The sequence below is a fragment of the Haloarcula mannanilytica genome (assembly GCF_005406125.1).
GTDB lineage: Archaea > Halobacteriota > Halobacteria > Halobacteriales > Haloarculaceae > Haloarcula > Haloarcula mannanilytica.
Genome location: NZ_BIXZ01000006.1, coordinates 210,789 through 229,503 on the forward strand (window position 1 = coordinate 210,789; position 18,715 = coordinate 229,503).

The window sequence follows — 18,715 nt, forward strand, 5'->3', positions numbered from 1 at the left end:
TCAGGCCCCCTCCTCGACGACGATAACGTAGACCGATTCTGGGCCGTGGGCTCCTTTGACGAGCGCGCCCATATCAGCCGTCGCGCTCGGCCCGGTAGCGATGATGGCGCTCCCGCCAGTATCGTTGAACCGCTCGTCCAGTTCTGCCACCGCCGCGTCCATATCTGGCTGGATGTCTTCCTCGTGAAGGATGGCGACATGGCGCTCGACGAACAGGCTCACGAGTTCGCTGGCCTCGTCAGTCATCGTCAGAACGAGTGAGCCGTAGTCTCCCACGCCGAGTTCGGCGCCGGTGACGCCGGTGGTCGCCTCGCGGAGCGCCACCGGCGTCGGGTCGACCGTTACCGGCGTCTCCGCGAGCGAAAACCCTTCCGCCCCCATCCCGTCGAGTGCCACGCCAACTGCGGGCTCTGTTATCGCGTCCTCGATTGTATCCCCGAGTCCGGACTCGATTGTGCGTGTGACTGTCACACCCAATTCTTCGAGGGATGTCTCGAACGCCGTGCGTGTGTTTGCCATCGTACCTGATTGGTTAGTCTACACCGTCATTTAGCTTTGGTCTCACCCGAAGGTCCGACCGCTGTCACTCACGATGTTCGATTTATTTTGTCGTCTATGGCTGTCGTGGCGCGTCACAACGGATACTCGAACCATCGGACGTTCAGAGTCCCGGTACATTTATTATATAGGACTCTCCTTTTGGTAATAGTGGATCATGACAGACAAGAACACAGCACACGGACTGGACAGGCGTCAGTATCTGACAGGGGTCAGCGCTGCGATTGCCGCTGGCTTCGCTGGCTGTAGCGGCGGTGGAGACGGCGGCGACGGCGGCAGCGGTAACGGAGATGGAAACGGGGGCAACGGTGGTTCCGGAACACAAGACCTTGATTTCTGGTTGTTCGGTGGCATCCCGGCGGAACGGGAGTACATCAGCGGACACTACGACAGCTACGGCGACCACAACGTGAGCTATCAGCACCAGGAGTGGGGGCAGAAATACCAGATCATCGCCTCCGCCGCGGCCAACAACAACCTGCCGGACGTGATGGCGGGGCAGTGCCAGCAGATTCCCGACTACGTCGGTGCGCAGGCGATTCAGCCCCTCGACCAGGAACCGTTCCAGGACCAGCTCGAAGAGATTAACAGCCACTTCATCCAGGCTAACATCGACACGGTCGTCTACGAGGGGCTGGGCGACACCGACGGCGAGCGCCAGTGGGGGCTTCCCGGGGGCTACGCCGACCTCGGACCGTTTATCGACATCCGAACCGACTACCTCGAACAGACGAGCTTCGACCAGCCGCCGCGCAACTGGCCCGAACTGATACAACTCGGCGAGGAGATGCAGGAAATCGACGATGTCTCGGCGGCCATCACCGCACCCGGAACCGACTTCGGACTGACGACCGGCTACTTCATCGGGTTCGTGTACGCGAACGGCGGCCGCTACTTCGACCCCGAATCCATGGAGGCGACGGTCGACCAACCGGGCTTCGTCGACGCGGTGAAACTCTACCAGGACATCGCGGAGGCCGGCCTGTTCCCGGACTCGATGGCGGAGAACAACCACATCGACGCCGGTCGCCTCCTCCGGGAGGGCGAGTCGGGCATCTTCATTACGTACTCGCACGCGAACGCGGTGTACCAGACGACCGGTGCGCCACAGGAGTGGCTCGACGGCGAGGGCCACACCGTCACCCGCGCACCGCTCCCGGAGAACCCGTCGGGTGACTTCCAGCCACAGGACCTCCTGTTACAGAACGCACAGGGATTCATGCTGGGCAATGGCACCGAGAGCGACGCCGAACGACAGGCCGCCTTCGACTACACGAGCTGGTGGAACCAGCCCGAGCAGCTCGCGCCCTGGACCTACACCGCGGACGCTGACGTGGGTATCCGCGGACGGGTCCCAACGCTTGAAAGCGCCTTCGAGGAGCCAAGCGACCTGTTCATGAGTCAGTTCGGTGACCTCGTTACGCTGTATGAGAACGACGACCTGTTCACCCGGACCTCGCGGTTCCCTTCGTTCTCCGGCATTGCTTCCATCCAGAGCATCATCAACACGCAGGTCATCCAGCCGGTCGTCCTCGGGAATGCGACCGCCGAAGAGGCCTGTAGCAACGCCAACTCCCAGGTGCAGGAAGTCGTCGACGAACAGATCGCCTGAGTGGGCGCGGTGCCCGAAACTACGACATTCGGAGGACGTGTTCACCATCTATGAGTTACGTAGACCAAGCCCAGTCGTCGTACCGCAACGTGACCAGATACATCCCCGAGAGTCTGCGGGTGTATCTCCCGATCCTGCCCGTGATGGCGTTAGTCGGGCTGTTCATCCTCTATCCCATCGCGCAGGCCATCTACTCGAGCTTTTTCACCAAGAGCCTCCTCAGGCCCAGTGAAGCCGAGTTCGTGGGCCTCGCGAACTACGTCGAAATCTGGACAGACCCGGACATCCACCAGGTGCTCTGGAACACGTTCGTCTGGGTGACTGTCGGTAGCCTGGCCGCAATCGTCCTCGGGTTCCTGATGGGATGGCTTCTCAACGAGAAACTCCCCTATACGAGCGTCGCCAGCGCTATCGTCCTGATTCCGTGGGTCCTTCCGCGGGTGGTCGGGGCGTCAATCTGGCAGTTCATGTTCGGCGGGTCCCAGGGTATCGTGAACGAACTCCTCGTCCAGCTGGGCGTCATCGACGAGTACATCGTCATGCTCGGGGCGACTGAGTACTCCCTGTGGCCGCCGATTATCGGGATGATTTGGCGGCTCGCACCCTTATTCGCACTCCTCACGCTGACTTCGTTGCAGGGTATCGACGAGCACCTTTACGAAGCCGCGCGGATGGACGGGGCGACGCCGTGGGAGCAGTTCCGCTACATCACCATCCCGATGATGAAGTACAACCTCGCCATCGGCTTCCTCCTGATGCTCATCTACAACGTCCGGAACTTCTCGATGGTTTGGGTGATGACCAAGGGCGGGCCCGGCGTCTCCAGCAGCACGCTGCCGGTGATGATATACCGCGCCGCGTTCATCGACTTCGAGGTCGGGTTCGCCTCGGCCCTGTCGGTGTTGCTGTTCGTCGTGCTGCTCGTGTTCTCGTACTACTACATCAAGTTCTACGACAAAGTCAGAGGTGAAATGTAATGGCGACAGACAACTCAGATCCGACGGCGGAGTACAGACGGAACCAGTCGTGGCTCTACGACTCGAAAACGGGCGGATACGTCCGGAAAACTGCTATCGGCCTGCTGACGCTCGTTATCGGTGTGTTCGTCCTGTTTCCGCTGTACTGGATGGTCGCCACAGCGTTCAAGACGACGGCCGAGATACAGCAGATTCCGCCAACGGTGTTTCCGGAGAATCCGTCGTTTGAGGGGTTCAGGCTCGTCATTGAGTCGTCGATTCAGGCCGGCGGCTATGCGGGGCTGGTGAACGACCTGCTCGGGATTACCGTCACCTCCGCCATCGACATCAATCTGCTCGCCCTCATCGTCAACAGTCTGAAGGTCGCCGTCGGTGCGGGGCTTATCGCCGTCATCCTCGGCACTGGGGCGTCGTACGTGCTCTCGCGACGGGAGTTCCGCGGGAAGAACCTGCTGATGTCACTCCTGCTCGCCTCGCTGATGTTCCCCGGGACCGCCATCATGGTGCCCGAGTGGGAACTCATTTCGACGCTTGGCCTGTTCAACACGCATCTCGCGCTCATCCTCATCTACGGCGCGATGACTGCGCCGTTCGTCGTCTGGCTGATGAAGGGCTTTTTCGATGACTTCCCGGACTCGATCATCGAGGCCTCACAGATCGACCAGTGCACCCCCTTCGAGACGTTCTGGTACGTGCTGGTCCCGATGGCGCGAAACTCGCTGATTGCGTCGTTCATCTTCGCGTTCCTGCTGGCGTGGAACGAACTGGTGTTCGCGCTCACGCTGCTTGACAACTCGAAATTCACGGTGCCGCCCGGCCTGCTCACGTTCGTCCAGGGGTTCAACACCCAGTGGAACGTCGTCGCAGCGGCGTCGATTATCGTCTCGATTCCAGTGCTGGCCGGACTGGCATACATCCAGCGGTACTTCGTGCAGGGCCTGACCGGCGGTGCAATCAAGGGCTGACTCCCTGGTCTTTTTTATCGGCACTACCTTTATATTGGGTTAGATGGTATCACTTTGCAATGACACACCTCGAGCTTGATAGTGTCAAGAAAGTGTTCGGCGACCCGGAGAAGGAGGGGGTCGTCGCGGTAAACGACTTAGACATCGACGTGCCAGACGGTGACTTCCTCGTGTTGCTTGGCCCCAGCGGGTGCGGGAAGACGACGACGCTCCGGATGATCGGCGGGCTCGAAGACCCGACGGAAGGCGAAGTCCGGTTCGATGGGACCGTCGTCAATGATGTCAAAGCCCGGAATCGCGACGTAGCGATGGTGTTCCAGGACTTCGCACTGTACCCGCACATGACCGTCCGGGAGAACCTCGGGTTCGGACTCCGCCGTGAGAACAACGACATGACTGACGCGGAGATCAACGAGCGCGTGACAGAGGTCGCTGAGATGCTCGAAATCGAGGAGTTGCTGAACAACAAGCCGGCACAGCTCTCGGGCGGCCAGAAGCAACGCGTCGCGCTCGGACGGGCAATTATCCGTGAACCGCGGCTGTTCCTCTTCGACGAGCCGCTGGCGAACCTCGATGCGAAACTGCGAAAGACGATGCGGACCGAAATCGACGAACTCCAGTCGGAAGTCGGCATCACGTCGGCGTACGTCACGCACAACCAGGAGGAGGCGATGACAATCGCAGACAAGATAGCGATTCTCGACGACGGGGAACTCCAGCAGCTCGGGACGCCGGATCAGGTATTCAACGAGCCAGCAAATTTGTTCGTTGCGCAGTTCGTCGGGAGCCCGGACATGAATCTGTTCGAGGGGGCGCTCAGTGAACGGACCGACTCGTACCGTATCGAGATGGATGTCGCCTCCTTCGATATCCCGAAGCGACTCGTCGATACGGAGATAGACACGCAGGACGTTCTCGTCGGGTTCCGTCCGCAGGACCTCTATCAGGCACGTACCCGAGCGACGGACGGTCCCGACTTCGAGACACAGGTCCGTGTGGTCGAACCGGTCGGGACTGAAGCAATCGTCCACGGCACGTCTGCCCTCGGCGACGTGACCGCGAAGGTCGGCCGCTTCCATGATCTCGAACCGGACGACCAGATGGAACTGACAATCGCTCCGGAGCACATTTATCTCTTCGACCCAACTACCGAATCGCTACTGAAAGGTCGCCTCGTCACCGAGCGAGCAGAGGGCGGGGCGTCAGCCGATAGCGTCGAAGCCTAGCGAAACAATCCAACATCATCACAATCATGAAAGCAATCGTTCAAACCGGTCCACGGGAAGTCGAGACACAGGACAGAGAGAAACCGACAGTAGAATCCGACGAGGTACTCGTCAAAGTCCACACGGCAGGCCTCTGTGGGAGTGACGCACACGCCTACAAGTATGACGGCGGCTACGAGTGGATCCCGATTCCGCGGATCATGGGCCACGAGTACTCCGGCAAAGTCGTCGAGGTCGGCGATGCTGTCGAGGGATTCGCCGCGGGCGACAACGTCATCGAGGAGCCGATCCACGACTGCGGGCACTGCTTTCAGTGCAAGAACGGGCAGCCAAACGTCTGCCAGAACTTCTCCATTACGGGGATGCACCGAGATGGCGCATACGCTGAGTACGTCACAGTCGCACCCGAGCACCTCCATGCCGTCCCCGAGGACGTACCGCTACGGCAGGCAGCCGTCACGGAGCCGCTAAGCATCGCAACGCGGGCAGTGCTCGAACAGTCGGTGACGACGCCCGGCGACAACGTGCTGGTCGAAGGCCCGGGTCCTATTGGGGTGCTGGTCGCCGCTGTCGCGGATTCACTCGGTGCGAACGTCCTGGTTTCCGGTCTCGACCAGGACGCGGTGTACCGGCTCCCACTCCTCAATGACCTGGGTATCGACACGATGAACGCCCAGTCAGAGGATCTCGAAGCACAGGCCGAAGCCCGCACGGACGGTATCGGGTTCGATGTCGTGTTCGACTCGACCGGACACCACTCCGGTATCGGCACAGCAATCGAACACGTCCGGAAGGGTGGACAGGTAGTCATGGTCGGGATTCCAAACGACACGAGCGAAGTCACGTTCACGTCCACGGTTCGTGGCGAGGTCGATGTCAACACGTCCTACGGCTCGACGTGGACGAACTTCGAACAGGCGCTTCGACTGATGGAGCGAGGCGAAATCGCCGTTGAAAAGATACTGGACACCTCCTACGGCATGGATGACCCTGCGGCAGCCTTCGAGGCGTTCCTCGCCTCCGAGACCTGCAAACCGGTGTTCCAGTTCGGCGACTGAGCACTCCGGAGCTGTCCGCCCACGCACGGCGGTCGAACACTGGTGAGACTGCGATCCCCGTCAAAATGGGCGTGAGACGGTGACAGAAAAGGTTTTACTGCTGCCGCAAACACGTCTACGTACGCGACTGACCCATGGAAATCACAGACATCTCAGCGACGAAAGTCAGCAACGAGTCGTGGGGGGAGTTCATCGAGTTCCCACTCGTCACGATCATGTCGAAGTACGACGAGTACCGCAACGTCGACGGTGAGAACCCGCAGGCCCGCCGGAAGTGGATGGGGCCGGTCGGCGACGTGGTCGTCGAAGTAGAGACTGACGCGGGCATCACCGGGGTCGGCGTCGGCAACTGGGGCACCGGTGCCATCGCCACCGTCGTCGAAGAAACGCTCTCGAAGATCGTACTCGGTGAGGACCCGATGCGACGCGAACATCTCTGGGAGCAGATGTACCGCGCGACACTGCCCTTCGGGCGGAAAGGCGTCGCCGTCATGGCGATCAGCGCTGTCGACCAAGCGCTGTGGGACATCGCCGGTAAGGAAGCCGGAAAACCTGTCTACGAACTGCTCGGCGGTCCCACCACTGACGAGATCCCCGCCTACGCATCGAACCTCCATCCCGTCGATATGGAGAAGCTAGAACGCGAGGCCCAGGAATACGCCGAGGCGGGCTTCGACGCGATGAAACTGCGCTTCCTCCATGGTCCCGAGGACGGTCGTGCCGGTATGGAGAAAAACGAGGAAATCGTCAAGACCGTTCGGGACGCAGTCGGCCACGAGATCGACATCGCTGGCGACGCATACATGGGCTGGTCGGTCAAGTACGCGAAGAAGATGACCCAGCGCCTGGCGAAATACGACATGGCATGGGTTGAGGAGCCGGTCATCGCCGACGACATCGACGGCTACGCCGAGGTCCGTGAGGCCGCGCCGATGCCCATCTCCGGCGGCGAACACGAATTCACGCGCTGGGGCCACGAGGACCTGCTCGAAGAGGAGGCTGTCGACATCCTCCAGCCCGACGTGGGCCGTGTTGGCGGTATCACGGAACTACAGAAGGTCGCGGACATGGCCGAAGTCCACGACGTGCCGGTGATCCCCCACGCCGGGACGAATCCGACGCTCCACGCCATCGCGGGGCACACGAACATGCCGATGGCGGAGTACTTCCCGACGCCCGAGTGGTTCCAGGAACAGCAAGAAGAGCAGGATTCGACCTACGCCGACGCCATCTTCCAGAACCCGCCCTCGCCGGAAGACGGCTCGATTCCGCTGCCCGACGAACCCGGCCTCAGCACGCAATTGAACCACGACGCGCTTGACCACTTCGCCGTGGAGTAACCCATGAGCAAGGACATCAAATTCGAGTACAACGTGCCTGTCTTCGCCGGTGCCCCCGATGCCGGTGACGACGAGCCTGTGCACCGTGATACGCCCGAATACGAGGCGCTAGACTGGGAGACGACAAAGATGGGTATCGAGACGGCCGAAGAACTGGGCTTCGATGCCGCGTGGGCACCCGACCATCTGATGCTCGGCCGCGACCGCGCCGAGTACGAGTGCTGGACGCTGCTGTCGGCGATGGCCGGGTTCACTGACGACATCAACCTCGGCTCACTCGTCCTCTGCAACGACTACCGGAACCCGGCGCTGGTCGCGAAAATGGCCGCGACCCTCGATGTCATCTCCGAGGGCCGCCTCGAACTCGGTCTGGGGGCCGGCTGGCACGAACCGGAGTACGAGGCCTACAACTGGGAGTACCGCGACGGGTTCGAGCGGTTGATGCGCCTTGATGAGTCCATTCGGCTGATGAAGCGGATGTGGGACGCCGGGGGCGACGGCGCGAGCTTCGACGGCGACCACTACCAGATTTCTGACGCCCCGTGTGCCCCCACGCCCGTGCAGGACCCTCACCCGGAGATTCTCGTCGGCGGTCAGGGCGAGCAGGTGACGCTCAAACTCGTCGCCAAACACGCCGACGTGTGGAACACGGACGTGTTCAACGGCGATGTCGAGACACTCGAACACAAGACCGGGGTCATCGAAGACCACTGTGAGACTGTCGGCCGCGACCCCGACGAGATAGAGTACTCCTGGGACGGTCACGTCATCTGTACGCGGGACGAGGAGAAGTTCGACCGGCTCGTCGACCTGATGACGCCCATCCAGTTCGAGGAGGAGTACCAGGACCAGGCACCGATTGAAACTGAATCGGATGCCCGCGAGTTCTTCATCATGGGAACGCCCGAAGAGTGTGCTGAGGCCATCGAACGCCGGATCGACGCCGGCGTCACCAAGTTCCAGTGTTGGTTCATCGACTTCCCCGACACGAGTGGGATGGAACTGTTCGCTGACGAGGTCATGCCTCAGTTCCAGTAATACTGAACTCGGGGTTCGGATTCTTTTGGAGCCATTCAATTTTTTTGTCCAGCATCCGGTAGTAGATAGTGGTATCCCAGTTGGCTCCGCCCCTGTCCGATAATACCGGAAAGGTTTATCTCAGAGCGCCCACTTTATCCGTCATATGAGCACCACCGTGCCGGTCAAGGCGGCGAAGATCTCTCTCGAAATCGTGGAGATACTGCGGGAGCGAAACGGCGCTGGCGTGTCCGAGATTGCCCGAGCAGTGGACAAGCCGACCAGTACCGTTCACGACCACCTCCAGACGCTTGAGCAGGAGGAGTACCTCGTCAAAGAGGGGACCGAGTATCACGTCAGTACCCGGTTCCTCCAGCTTGGGAATCAGGCGCGGTCGCGCAAGAAAGTGTACGAAATCGCCCGACCGGAAGTCGACGAGCTGGCGGAAAAGACCGGTGAACACGCAAATCTGATGATCGAAGAACACGGCCTCGGGGTGTTTCTGTACAAAGCTCGCGGGCCTGATGCCGTCCAACTGGATACCCACGCTGGGATGCGCGTCCCGCTGCAGACGACCGCGCTCGGGAAGACGATCATGGCGTTCCGCCCGCGCTCGGAAGTCGAGTCGTACCTCGACAGACACGGCATGCCGGAGATAACGGAGCGGAGTATCACGGACAGGGAAGAACTGTTCGAGACACTCGATCAGGTGCGGGAGCGCGGCTACGCCTACGACGACGAGGAGCGGGTCAAAGGCATGCGGTGTCTGGCTGCACCGATTACGGATCAGGACGACCGTGCAATCGCCGCGGTCAGCGTCTCCGGTCCGAAAAGCCGAATGCAAGGAGATCGGTTCTCTGAGGAAATCCCGGAACAGATCCTCCGCAGTGCGAACGTCATCGAGGTGAACCTCACGTACTCGTGACGACCAAGCACAACAGTTAGGTACCCGGCCACTGCAGTCTTCGGTGATGCAGTTCGCCCGCTATACGACTGATGGAACCCCCCAGTGGGGGATCCGTCAAGACGACGAGATCGTACCGCTCAACGGCCTCAGAGAGGATGTCACGTACCAGCAGCTCACTGATCCAGGGTTCCTTCGAGTCGTCGAAGACGCCGTCGACGCGGCGGCGGACCGAGCGATTCCCGTCGAAGACGCCAAACTACTCGCACCTGTTCCCCAGCCCGGGAAAATCGTCTGTGTCGGGCTGAACTACCACGACCACGCCGAGGAACAAAACGAGGAGGTCCCGGAGCGGCCGCTGTTGTTCGGGAAGGCCGGCACCGCGGTCACGAACCCCGGCGACCCGATTGTCCACCCGGCGGCCATCGATGAAGTCGACTACGAAGTCGAACTCGGCGTCGTCATCGGTCGGACCGCGAAGGATGTCCCCGCGGCAGACGCCCGCGACTACGTCGCTGGCTACACCGCAGTCAACGACGTGAGCGGGCGGGACGCGCAGTTCGAGGACGAACAGTTCTTCCGCGGGAAGAGCTACGACACGTTCGCCCCGATGGGGCCGACGCTGGTCCCCGACAACGAACTTGACCCGTCGAGCCTTGACGTGGCCTGCCGCGTGAACGGCGAGACCAAGCAGTCCTCGAACACAGAGGAGTTCATCTTCGATGTCTCGGAAGTCGTCGAGTACATCAGCGGCATCACCACACTCCGCCCCGGCGATGTCATCTCGACGGGGACACCGGGCGGCGTCGGTATCTTCCGTGACCCGCCGGAACTACTCGAACCCGGAGACACTGTCGACGTTGAGATCGAAGGGATCGGGACCCTGACGAACCCAGTTGTCGGCGAATAGGAACGATATATCTATATTCTGATTTTTCTCCCTCTTTGCTGATCTTGCACGTTCATATTTTGCGCATATAATCGTGAATCTGGTCAGGTATCCTTGTATTCTGAACCGCGTCCCAGACCGCGGTCCAACTACGCTCGCCCAGATCGCTCCTGATCTGGTGGTCCAATCCCCGGGAGGCAAGACGTTTTGTGGGGGCTCCGAGTAACGCCACCAACGGACCGATGGACGACCGAACCAGTGCAACTCCTGAGACGGAGATCGCGTCACTGCTTGCACAAGGGCGGACGGCCGACGCGCTGACAGCCCTCGAACAGCTCTCCACGGCAGAGTCCGCCGACCGACAGGCGTGTCTGCGGTCGCTGAAGGCGACCGCCGACGACCGACCGGAGCTATTTGAAGACGTACTGACACCGCTTACCGAGTTTTTGAGCGACACTGATCGGCCGACGAGACTCACGGCGGCGAAGTTGTTCGTTGCGGTCAGCGAGGGCGTCCCGGAGATCGTGGTTCCAGCCGTCCCGACACTCGCCGAGCGACTGGCAGACGAGTCCGAGTTCTACTACGTTCGCGCCCGGTGTGCGGAGGCGCTTGGCTATATCGCCGTCGACCACCCTGATGCGGTCGCCTCGCCCGAGATTATAGCGGACTTGCGTGTCAGCCTGGAGTTCGACGAACCCGAAGTAAAGGAGAAACTGGCCAAGGCGCTGTGCCACGTCGCACTCGGCGATCCTGACAGGCTCCGTCATCAGGTCGCCTCGCTCGCCGACCACCTCCAAGCGGACAACGAACTGGTCCGGTATCACCTGAACACAGCCATCGTCGTGATCGGCTGTGCTCGTCCGGAACGGCTCACGGACGCGACAGAGACACTCCTAGCCTGTCTGGAAGACCAAAACCAATACGTTCGTGGCCGCGCAGCCGAAGCGCTCGGCCTGCTCGCCGGCGCTGATGGCGAAACGTCAGTTCCAACTGACAGACTTGAAGCGCTCTCAGCGGACGAGGAATTCGTTGCGGACCGAGTCCGGTTTGCACTGTCTCAGTGTCGTTCGGATGCAACCGATGCTAGTACAACAGACATAGCCACGATAGACGCAATTCGAACACAGACGACCGACATCGCTGCCGAGATTCGGGCACCGGATACTGATGGCGAGTGCCCACATTGTGGACTGTCGTTTCCCGAATCCGGCCCGCCACTCTGTCCGGGTTGTGGAACACCGCTGTGAGCGGATGGCCGATTCGCTGGTAATTGACCCGACCACGAAGACACATGAAATAAGACCGGCAGAGATTCGAGCGGTCGGTGAGATGATATATTTCCAAATAGTCTATATATACTATTATAAAGTTCAGTTCTAGATGTAAAATCCAACTATAGGACTATATTGTTTGTTTTTGAAATATAGTATGGGTATAGACAGCTATCTGTTCCGCAGATTCTAAAGAAAGATCAGTGTGCCGTGGGGGCACCAAGTGAGACACCAGCCAGGAAAATCGGCATGCCGGCGATAGCAGTTGCGGCAGCATACGCAACGGCGATAGGAACAAAGAGCACACCTAACCCAAACGGCGCTGGCAGGACCGGCAATACAAGCAGCACCGAGACAACGAACCCGACCGCGGCTGTTTTAATCGCAAGTCCACGGCGTCCGGTGCCGACTGCGTATCCGACTGGGAGGAGCGTGAACAATGGGCCTAAAACCAAACCACTAACCACCAGCGGGAGCGGCGACCCGTTTGAGGCAAACAGTGACGCCCCCACGATAGTTGCGCCGATAGCGATACTCGCCCCGATCGCCGCACCACCGAGGAGCGTCCGGTAAGTCAGGCGTTCGCGGACCCGATGGCGCGAGAGAGCGATTCCACAGAGGAGCAACCCACTGCCGCCACCGAACAGCGGCGCAGCGGTCACACCGAACCGAACCACACCGGCGACCGACAGCAGCGACAGCACTGTCGCCACTGTGCCGATACCAGCGACGACACGGCCGGCCGACCCCCGATGTTGTCGCAGGTCCCAGTTGAGCCATCCGACCCCGCCGGCCGCAGCACTGACAGCGAGTGTAAACACCGCTGTCGGCAGTGTCAGATAGGCGAGGGCCTTCACCGCCATCACGGGGCTGAGAAGCGACCCGACAGCGACGAGGCTCAACAGCGGCCCGAGCGAGGTATCGTGGGGGACGAACGTTACGATGCTCCCGGTATCGAGTTCTGTTAGCGTCATCCGGCGGCCGTCGTCTGAGACGGTCGCCCCGTCGATAGCCCACCCGACCCGCATTCCATCGGGTGCGATGACGATCAGCCGGTCGGCCCCGAGACCGTCGAGGTTGCGATAGCCGTACGCTTCCGTGAACTCGCCGGTGCGGACCGCACCACCGACGGACTGCGCGGCAAAATCAGCCTCGCGGTAGCGCAGCGTAACGACACCGTTTGTCGACACGTTCGCGTCCACCAACTCGGTGTCCCACATCGCCCTCTCCGCGATGGCAGTCCGAACAGTCTCGTTTGTCCGGAGACGTGTTGTGCCGTCAGATTCAGCCAGATGGTTGCGAACGACCCATGTGGCGCTGCCGTTTCCGTGGACGGAGAGGGTCGCGTTGCTGTGGGTGACAGTGACCGAAACGCCATGCGCTTTGGCCGTCGATTCGAACGAGTCACCGCAGGCGTCACAGAGCGGCCGCGGCGGCGGCGCTGCGCCAACTGGCGCGATAGCACCCAGAAGCGCCAGACAGACGATACCGAGGAGGGCAAGGGAGTACAGTCGATGCGGGGCCATGTAACATACTCATTCTGTCATGTGTTAAGAACCATCGATAGCTCAAACGACGGTCCCACCAACACAAACCAGGGGTATGTCAGGAGATACTCACCGAGTGTCGTCCCGTTCGATGACCACTCACTATCAACCACATCATTTGGAGGGCGATGAAAGTCGGTACTGTCCGCGGTCGATAGATCTATTTGGTATGTTCTTGCCCAGTAAAACAACTTATATTCGCGGAACGTCGATGGTAGGGAGAATCACGTGCCAGCAATCGAAATCGAGTCGCTCGGAAAGTTGTACGGCGACGTAACCGCGATATCGGACCTCTCGCTGTCCATTGCCGACGGCGAACTGTTCGGATTGCTCGGCCCGAACGGGGCCGGGAAGACCACGACGATGGAGATACTCACCGGTCAGATTGTTCCGGAGAGTGGCCGCGTCGCGGTGTTGGATGTCGACCCCACGACCCGGCCGACGGCGGTCCGGGAAACGGTCGGAATCCTCCCCGAAAAGGAATCGCCGCCGAGTTTCATGACTCCGAGAGAGTATTTCGACTTCGTCGGTGCGGTCAGGGGCATGCCAGACGAGACGGTGACCGAGCGTACCGAGTCATGGGCCGAACGCCTCGGCTTTCGGGCAAAGCTCGACACGCTGTCCTCGGACCTCTCGCGGGGCCAACAGCAGAAGGTAATGATCGCCGCCGCGTTCTTCCACGAACCCGCCGTCGTGTTCATCGACGAACCGCTTGCGAACCTCGATCCTATCGTTCAGGAGCGGGTCAAACGCTTCCTGCTGTCCTACCAGGCGGCCGGCAACACGATTGTCGTCACAACACATGACGTGGACGTGGCTGCCGAGCTCTGTTCGCGGGTCGGCATCATGTACGGCAGCGATCTCGTGGCAGATGTCCGGCCGTCGGAACTCGATGCCGGCGTGTCGCTTCTGGACGTGTTTCTGGACCATGTCGATGCAAGCGTCGACGACGACAAACCGCTGGCAAGCCATGAGTGATGGCCGGACGCGGAGAGTGTTCGTCGAGATGCTCCGCGAGGAGTGGCGACTCCACAGTCGACTCTTTCGCGGCAGTCACTTCTCCATGTTTCCGGTGCTTATCTGTCTCCTCGTCGCGGGCGCGGCCAAGCTGCTCGCTGTCACCGGGACTGCACCGGAGACAGTGTTTGCCGGCCTTCACGCACTCGTGTTTGTCTTCGGGCTCCACACGGGCTCAATCGGCTTCGTCGGGCGGGACGCCCTCCGGAACCTCATCGGTGACGTAACGCTACTGGTCTTTTCGGCCCGGACGCTCCCGCTTTCCCAGCGGAAGCTACTTGGGCTGTTTGTCGTCAAGGACGGGCTGTACTACGCAGTGTTGTTTCTGTTGCCGTTCGCCCTCGGAACGGTACTGGCGGTCACGGGTCTCGGGAATCCGGCCTTTGCGGCGAAGACTGTCTCGCTTCTGTGGATCACCCTGACGCTGACGTTCGTCCTCGGGATGGGGACGACGATCGCGGCTCTCGGACTCGCCGGTCGGGGCGTCCCCGGACTGGCGTTGCTCGCTGTCCCAGTCGTCGCAATCGCCACAGCGGTCGTTGCTGGCCTCAATCTCCCGGCCTACACCCCGTACGGTCTGTTTCTCGAACCGACACTTCCGCGAGTCGGCGCGACGGGAGTGTGTCTGCTGGGCGTGTTTGTGGTCGGCGCGGCCACGTTCGACGCGACTGCGCCCACCCCCGCTCGGACGGTCGAACCGGCCTTCCGCCGCTGGTGGCGGCGGGTCGGCGACCCCGTCGCAGCAAAGAGCCTGCTCGACATCCACCGGAGCGCCGGGGGGTTCGGAAAAGTGCTGTTCTCGGCCGCGGTGCTGTTCGGAGTCACCGCGGCGCTCGTCGATTTCGCCGGACAGATCACGGGCGTGCGACCATCTCCCGGAATCTCGTTCGGTGCGATACTCGGACTGTCGGGGTTTACGACCTACAACTGGCTCACCCAATCCGACGACGTAGATCTGTATTTTGCCCATCCCCTCGCCGTGAAAGCCGTGTTCGCAGGGAAGTTCCGGGCGTTCCTCCTGCTCGGTCCGCTGGTCGGTCTCGTATTCTACGGACTGGCACTCGCCTGGCGCGGCGGACCGCGTATCGAAGCGGCCGTCGGGGCTGTCCTGCTCGTCGGCGTCGCGTGCTACATCTTCGGAACGACGGTGTATCTCACCGGACTCTCCCCGAACGAGTTCCTCTTCGATACGGCCCTGTTCGCTGTTTTCGGCGCAGCGCTGGTCGTCCCGTTGGTTCCGATCCTCATAATCGGGTTCGCTATCTCACCTGTGTCCGGACCTCTCCTCGCCGCACTCGGTGGGTTCGGGGGCGTCCTCGCCATTGTCGGTGTCACTCTCTACCGCCGGTCGCTGCCGAAGTGGTCCAAACGGTATCAACAGGCGTGAACTGACAACGCCGCCGGTCAGGAGTGACTGGCGAGTGAGCGTTCTGGCTTCTCTGACACCACTTTGATAGCTCTCTCTCTCTCTCTCGGGCGGAAATGCCCCTAGCAATACTTTCGGCGCGCCTAAAACCGAAAGCGGTTTATGTTGTTTAGGCCACCCTAAAATTATGTCACGTGATGCCAACGACCGGCGCAGTTCCACCCGGCGTGACTACGTGAAGTACGGCTGTTCAGTGATCGGCAGCGGACTGTTCGCGGGCTGTTCGAACCTCGCTGGCTCGGATTCATCCACCGGATCGGACGGGTCGGCAGGAACGACAGTCGGGACGGCGACGGAAACAGCCGAAGACACGTCGTACTCCGTGACGATGGCTCCCGCGGGCGAGGTGACCTTCCAACGCGTTCCCCAGCGGTGGGTCCCGTACGACCCCGGGTTCGCCGACATGGGCGTCGCGCTCGGACACGGCGACGGAATGACCGGTATCGGGCAGGCACAGGAGTACTACACGTCCTACTACAGCGAGCTTCCCGGCGTCGGTGTTGACCGAGCGGTGCTCGAAAACAACGACCTCGTCGCCGCCGGGATGAGCAAAGAGCTGTTCTACGAACTCGAAAACGACGTGCACGTCATCGACCCGGTGTTCCTCCGGCAGGCGTTCGACTGGACCGACGACGACGTGGCCGAGATTCGGGAAAACGTCGCTCCCTTCCTCGGCAACCGACTGTTCCGCCGGTCTGACGAGTGGCACGACTACCGGTACTACACCATGTACCAGGCCTTCGAGAAGATGGCACAGCTCTTCCAAGAGCAGCGCCGCTACGAGGCCTTCGAGTCGGTCCACGAAGAGTTCATTTCGTCCGTCCAGACGCGGCTCCCGCCGGCGGACCAGCGGCCCGACGTGCTGTTGACGTACGAGCACACGAACGAGCCGAGTTCGTTCTCCCCGTACCGGCTGAACGACCGCGGCACGAACAAAAAGCAGTGGCGCGATCTGGGCGTCAGCGATGCCCTGGCCGGCACCGCCGTCGAGAACCTCAGCACGGACAACCGGAGCGAACTGGACTACGAAAACCTCATCGAGGTCGACCCCGATGTCATCCTGATCCGGGGGCACGAGCGCAAATCCGCCGCGGAGTTCCGCGAGACGGTACTGGGATACATGCGCGACCACCCCGTCGCGAGCGAACTAACGGCCGTTCAAAACGGACGAGTGTACCGCGGCGGCCCTCTCAAACAGGGGCCGATACAGAACTTCTTCCTGACTGAACGCGCCGCGAAGCAACTGTATCCCGACGTGTTCGGCGAGGTAACCGGTGACGCCAAGCTGTTCGACCGACAGCGCATCGCCGATATCGTCACCGGGGAGTACGAGGCATGAGCGACGCCGGCGATGAAACGCCGACCGACAGGCGGACGCGCCGGGACTATTTGCGGTACGGTGCCGTCCTCGGGGGGACCCTCCTCGCAGGCTGTACCGGCAATCAGGCGGAAGTGTCGACTGACGGCGACAGCGTAACCGGCACGGAGCCATCGACCGGTGCGGAAACGGACACTGCGGCACCGACCGAAACCGAGACCCAGACAGCAACCGACGACCAAGCCGACACGGCGGCGATGGAACCGGTGGGCGAACTCACCTTCGAGCAGCCCCCCGAGACGGTCGTCAGCGGGTGGGGGTTCGTCGGCGACGTGTTGATGGCGCTCGGCCACGCCGACAGCGTGGTCGGGATGTCCCGGCCCGGGTTCTGGTATCAGGGGTTCTACGAACTCCTCCCGGACGTATCGATGCGGGACACGACTGCCATTCCCGCGGTCGTCTCGGACAGCTACCGCGTCCAGCGAGAACTCCTCTACGAGCTTGACCCGGACCTCCTGGCGACGGACCCGAACAGGTACCTCGCGTGGTACGGTCTCGAACCGTCGACGGTCCGTACGCTCGAAGAAGAAGTCGCCCCGTTTTTCGGCAACGAGAGCCGTTCGGAGCGCTCCCCGGAGTGGCCGAACTGGCCCGACGACGAGCCATACGACTACTACGGAATCCCCGAGTTCGTCCGTCGGTACGGGCAGGTGTTCCGGGAGCAAGCCCGCGCGGACGCGATGATCGAACTCTATGAGCGGACGATGGACGACATCACATCCCGAGTTCCGCCCGAGGACGAGCGCCCGACCGTCGCTCTGCTCAATGCCTTCGCCAACCCGGAGAGCAGGGGCTTTTTCGGCGTAACCAAGCCGGAACCGACCCTCGATGTGACCCACGAACACAAGCAGTACGGCGACCTCGGCGTCGTCGATGCCTTCGAGGGAAGATATCCAGACAACGGCGGTCACTACGACCTGAAGACCGACTTCGAGGGGCTACTGGAGGTCGACCCTGACGCTCTTGTCTTTGCTGAGGCCGTGAACGCGCTCGGCGGCCAGAACGTCTACGGCAACACGGAGGCGTACGAACAGACGTTAGAACTGCTCCGGACGAACGAGGTCGGCCGGCAACTCACGGCAGTCCAGCACGACCGCCTCTACCCGGGCGGAACGGGGTCACAGGGACCGATCATCAATCTGTTCCAGACCGAGATGCTGGCCAAACAGCTCTATCCCGAGGAGTTCGGCGAGTGGCGTGGGTTCGGCGAGACCCCCGCCGAGGAGCACCTGTTCGACCGCCAGCGGGTCACGGACATCGTCATTGGCGACATCTGACACCTATAGTTAGGGTGTCATAAAATAGTTCACAAGGTAGTTTGTTTCAGCACTTTTGAGGGAGAACTACCCGCTTAGTACGTCTGCGAGCAATACATATTTGTTACCTGACTGGAAATAGAGGGCTGATGGCAAATAGTGTTTCTAAGAACAGAATAAGCCGAGCAGAGACAGCACTACTGCTCGGTATCAGTCTCCTGTTTTTTGTGTACGGCATGGCGCAGTGGACGAACACTATTACTTATACTCCGCC

16 protein-coding genes are annotated in these 18,715 nt (G+C 61.1%); 14 read left to right on the forward strand and 2 right to left on the reverse strand.

Features of this window, described 5'->3' with window-relative positions:
• Entirely contained in the window at positions 1–519 is a 519-nt protein-coding gene (locus Harman_RS15880) for an LUD domain-containing protein (protein ID WP_137684753.1), read from the reverse strand.
• Between the two features lie 196 nt (positions 520–715).
• On the opposite strand from Harman_RS15880, the gene Harman_RS15885 reads away from it, so the two are divergent.
• The 10 genes from Harman_RS15885 (at position 716) to Harman_RS15930 (ending at position 11,793) form a co-directional block, all read left to right on the forward strand.
• A complete protein-coding gene (locus Harman_RS15885) occupies positions 716–2,170 on the forward strand; it encodes an ABC transporter substrate-binding protein (protein WP_235007235.1) in 1,455 nt (484 codons plus the stop codon).
• A 50-nt stretch (positions 2,171–2,220) separates the two neighbouring features.
• Positions 2,221–3,147, forward strand: coding sequence for a carbohydrate ABC transporter permease (locus tag Harman_RS15890; protein ID WP_137684754.1), 927 nt, complete (start codon positions 2,221–2,223; stop codon positions 3,145–3,147).
• Positions 3,147–4,112: a carbohydrate ABC transporter permease gene (locus tag Harman_RS15895; RefSeq protein ID WP_137684755.1), complete on the forward strand. Its 966-nt coding sequence runs from the start codon at positions 3,147–3,149 to the stop codon at positions 4,110–4,112. Before Harman_RS15890 ends, Harman_RS15895 begins: the two co-directional genes overlap by 1 nt.
• 59 nt (positions 4,113–4,171) lie before the next feature.
• Positions 4,172–5,338 (forward strand): ABC transporter ATP-binding protein, encoded by a 1,167-nt coding sequence (locus Harman_RS15900; RefSeq protein WP_137684756.1) that lies wholly within the window; start codon positions 4,172–4,174, stop codon positions 5,336–5,338.
• Between the two features lie 26 nt (positions 5,339–5,364).
• A complete protein-coding gene (gene rhcE / locus Harman_RS15905) occupies positions 5,365–6,396 on the forward strand; it encodes a 2-keto-3-deoxy-L-rhamnonate dehydrogenase (protein WP_137684757.1) in 1,032 nt (343 codons plus the stop codon).
• Between the two features lie 134 nt (positions 6,397–6,530).
• Positions 6,531–7,736 (forward strand): L-rhamnonate dehydratase, encoded by a 1,206-nt coding sequence (rhcD, locus tag Harman_RS15910; RefSeq protein ID WP_137684758.1) that lies wholly within the window; start codon positions 6,531–6,533, stop codon positions 7,734–7,736.
• 3 nt (positions 7,737–7,739) lie between these two features.
• Complete coding sequence (locus tag Harman_RS15915) at positions 7,740–8,774, forward strand: LLM class flavin-dependent oxidoreductase (RefSeq protein ID WP_137684759.1); 1,035 nt, start codon at positions 7,740–7,742, stop codon at positions 8,772–8,774.
• A gap of 145 nt (positions 8,775–8,919) precedes the next feature.
• Positions 8,920–9,678, forward strand: coding sequence for an IclR family transcriptional regulator (locus tag Harman_RS15920; protein WP_137684760.1), 759 nt, complete (start codon positions 8,920–8,922; stop codon positions 9,676–9,678).
• 46 nt (positions 9,679–9,724) lie between these two features.
• Positions 9,725–10,567, forward strand: coding sequence for a 2,4-diketo-3-deoxy-L-rhamnonate hydrolase (gene rhcF, locus Harman_RS15925; RefSeq protein ID WP_137684761.1), 843 nt, complete (start codon positions 9,725–9,727; stop codon positions 10,565–10,567).
• Positions 10,568–10,788: 221 nt separating this feature from the next.
• Positions 10,789–11,793 carry a HEAT repeat domain-containing protein gene (locus tag Harman_RS15930; RefSeq protein ID WP_137684762.1) on the forward strand — a complete coding sequence of 335 codons (1,005 nt, stop codon included), beginning with the start codon at positions 10,789–10,791 and terminating at the stop codon, positions 11,791–11,793.
• A 224-nt stretch (positions 11,794–12,017) separates the two neighbouring features.
• On the opposite strand, the gene Harman_RS15935 is transcribed toward Harman_RS15930, so the two are convergent.
• Positions 12,018–13,343 (reverse strand): hypothetical protein, encoded by a 1,326-nt coding sequence (locus Harman_RS15935; RefSeq protein WP_137684763.1) that lies wholly within the window; start codon positions 13,341–13,343, stop codon positions 12,018–12,020.
• Positions 13,344–13,592: 249 nt separating this feature from the next.
• Here Harman_RS15935 and Harman_RS15940 point away from each other — a divergent pair, with 249 nt between their 5' ends.
• From Harman_RS15940 to Harman_RS15955, 4 genes are all read left to right on the forward strand, one after another.
• The gene (locus Harman_RS15940) at positions 13,593–14,342 is read left to right on the forward strand and encodes an ABC transporter ATP-binding protein (RefSeq protein ID WP_137684764.1); all 750 of its coding nucleotides are present in this window, start codon (positions 13,593–13,595) and stop codon (positions 14,340–14,342) included.
• Entirely contained in the window at positions 14,335–15,768 is a 1,434-nt protein-coding gene (locus Harman_RS15945; RefSeq protein ID WP_137684782.1) for a hypothetical protein, read from the forward strand. Before Harman_RS15940 ends, Harman_RS15945 begins: the two co-directional genes overlap by 8 nt.
• 166 nt (positions 15,769–15,934) lie before the next feature.
• Positions 15,935–17,146, forward strand: coding sequence for an ABC transporter substrate-binding protein (locus tag Harman_RS15950; RefSeq protein ID WP_137684765.1), 1,212 nt, complete (start codon positions 15,935–15,937; stop codon positions 17,144–17,146).
• Entirely contained in the window at positions 17,143–18,462 is a 1,320-nt protein-coding gene (locus Harman_RS15955; protein ID WP_137684766.1) for an ABC transporter substrate-binding protein, read from the forward strand. Before Harman_RS15950 ends, Harman_RS15955 begins: the two co-directional genes overlap by 4 nt.
• Positions 18,463–18,715 lie beyond the last annotated feature (253 nt).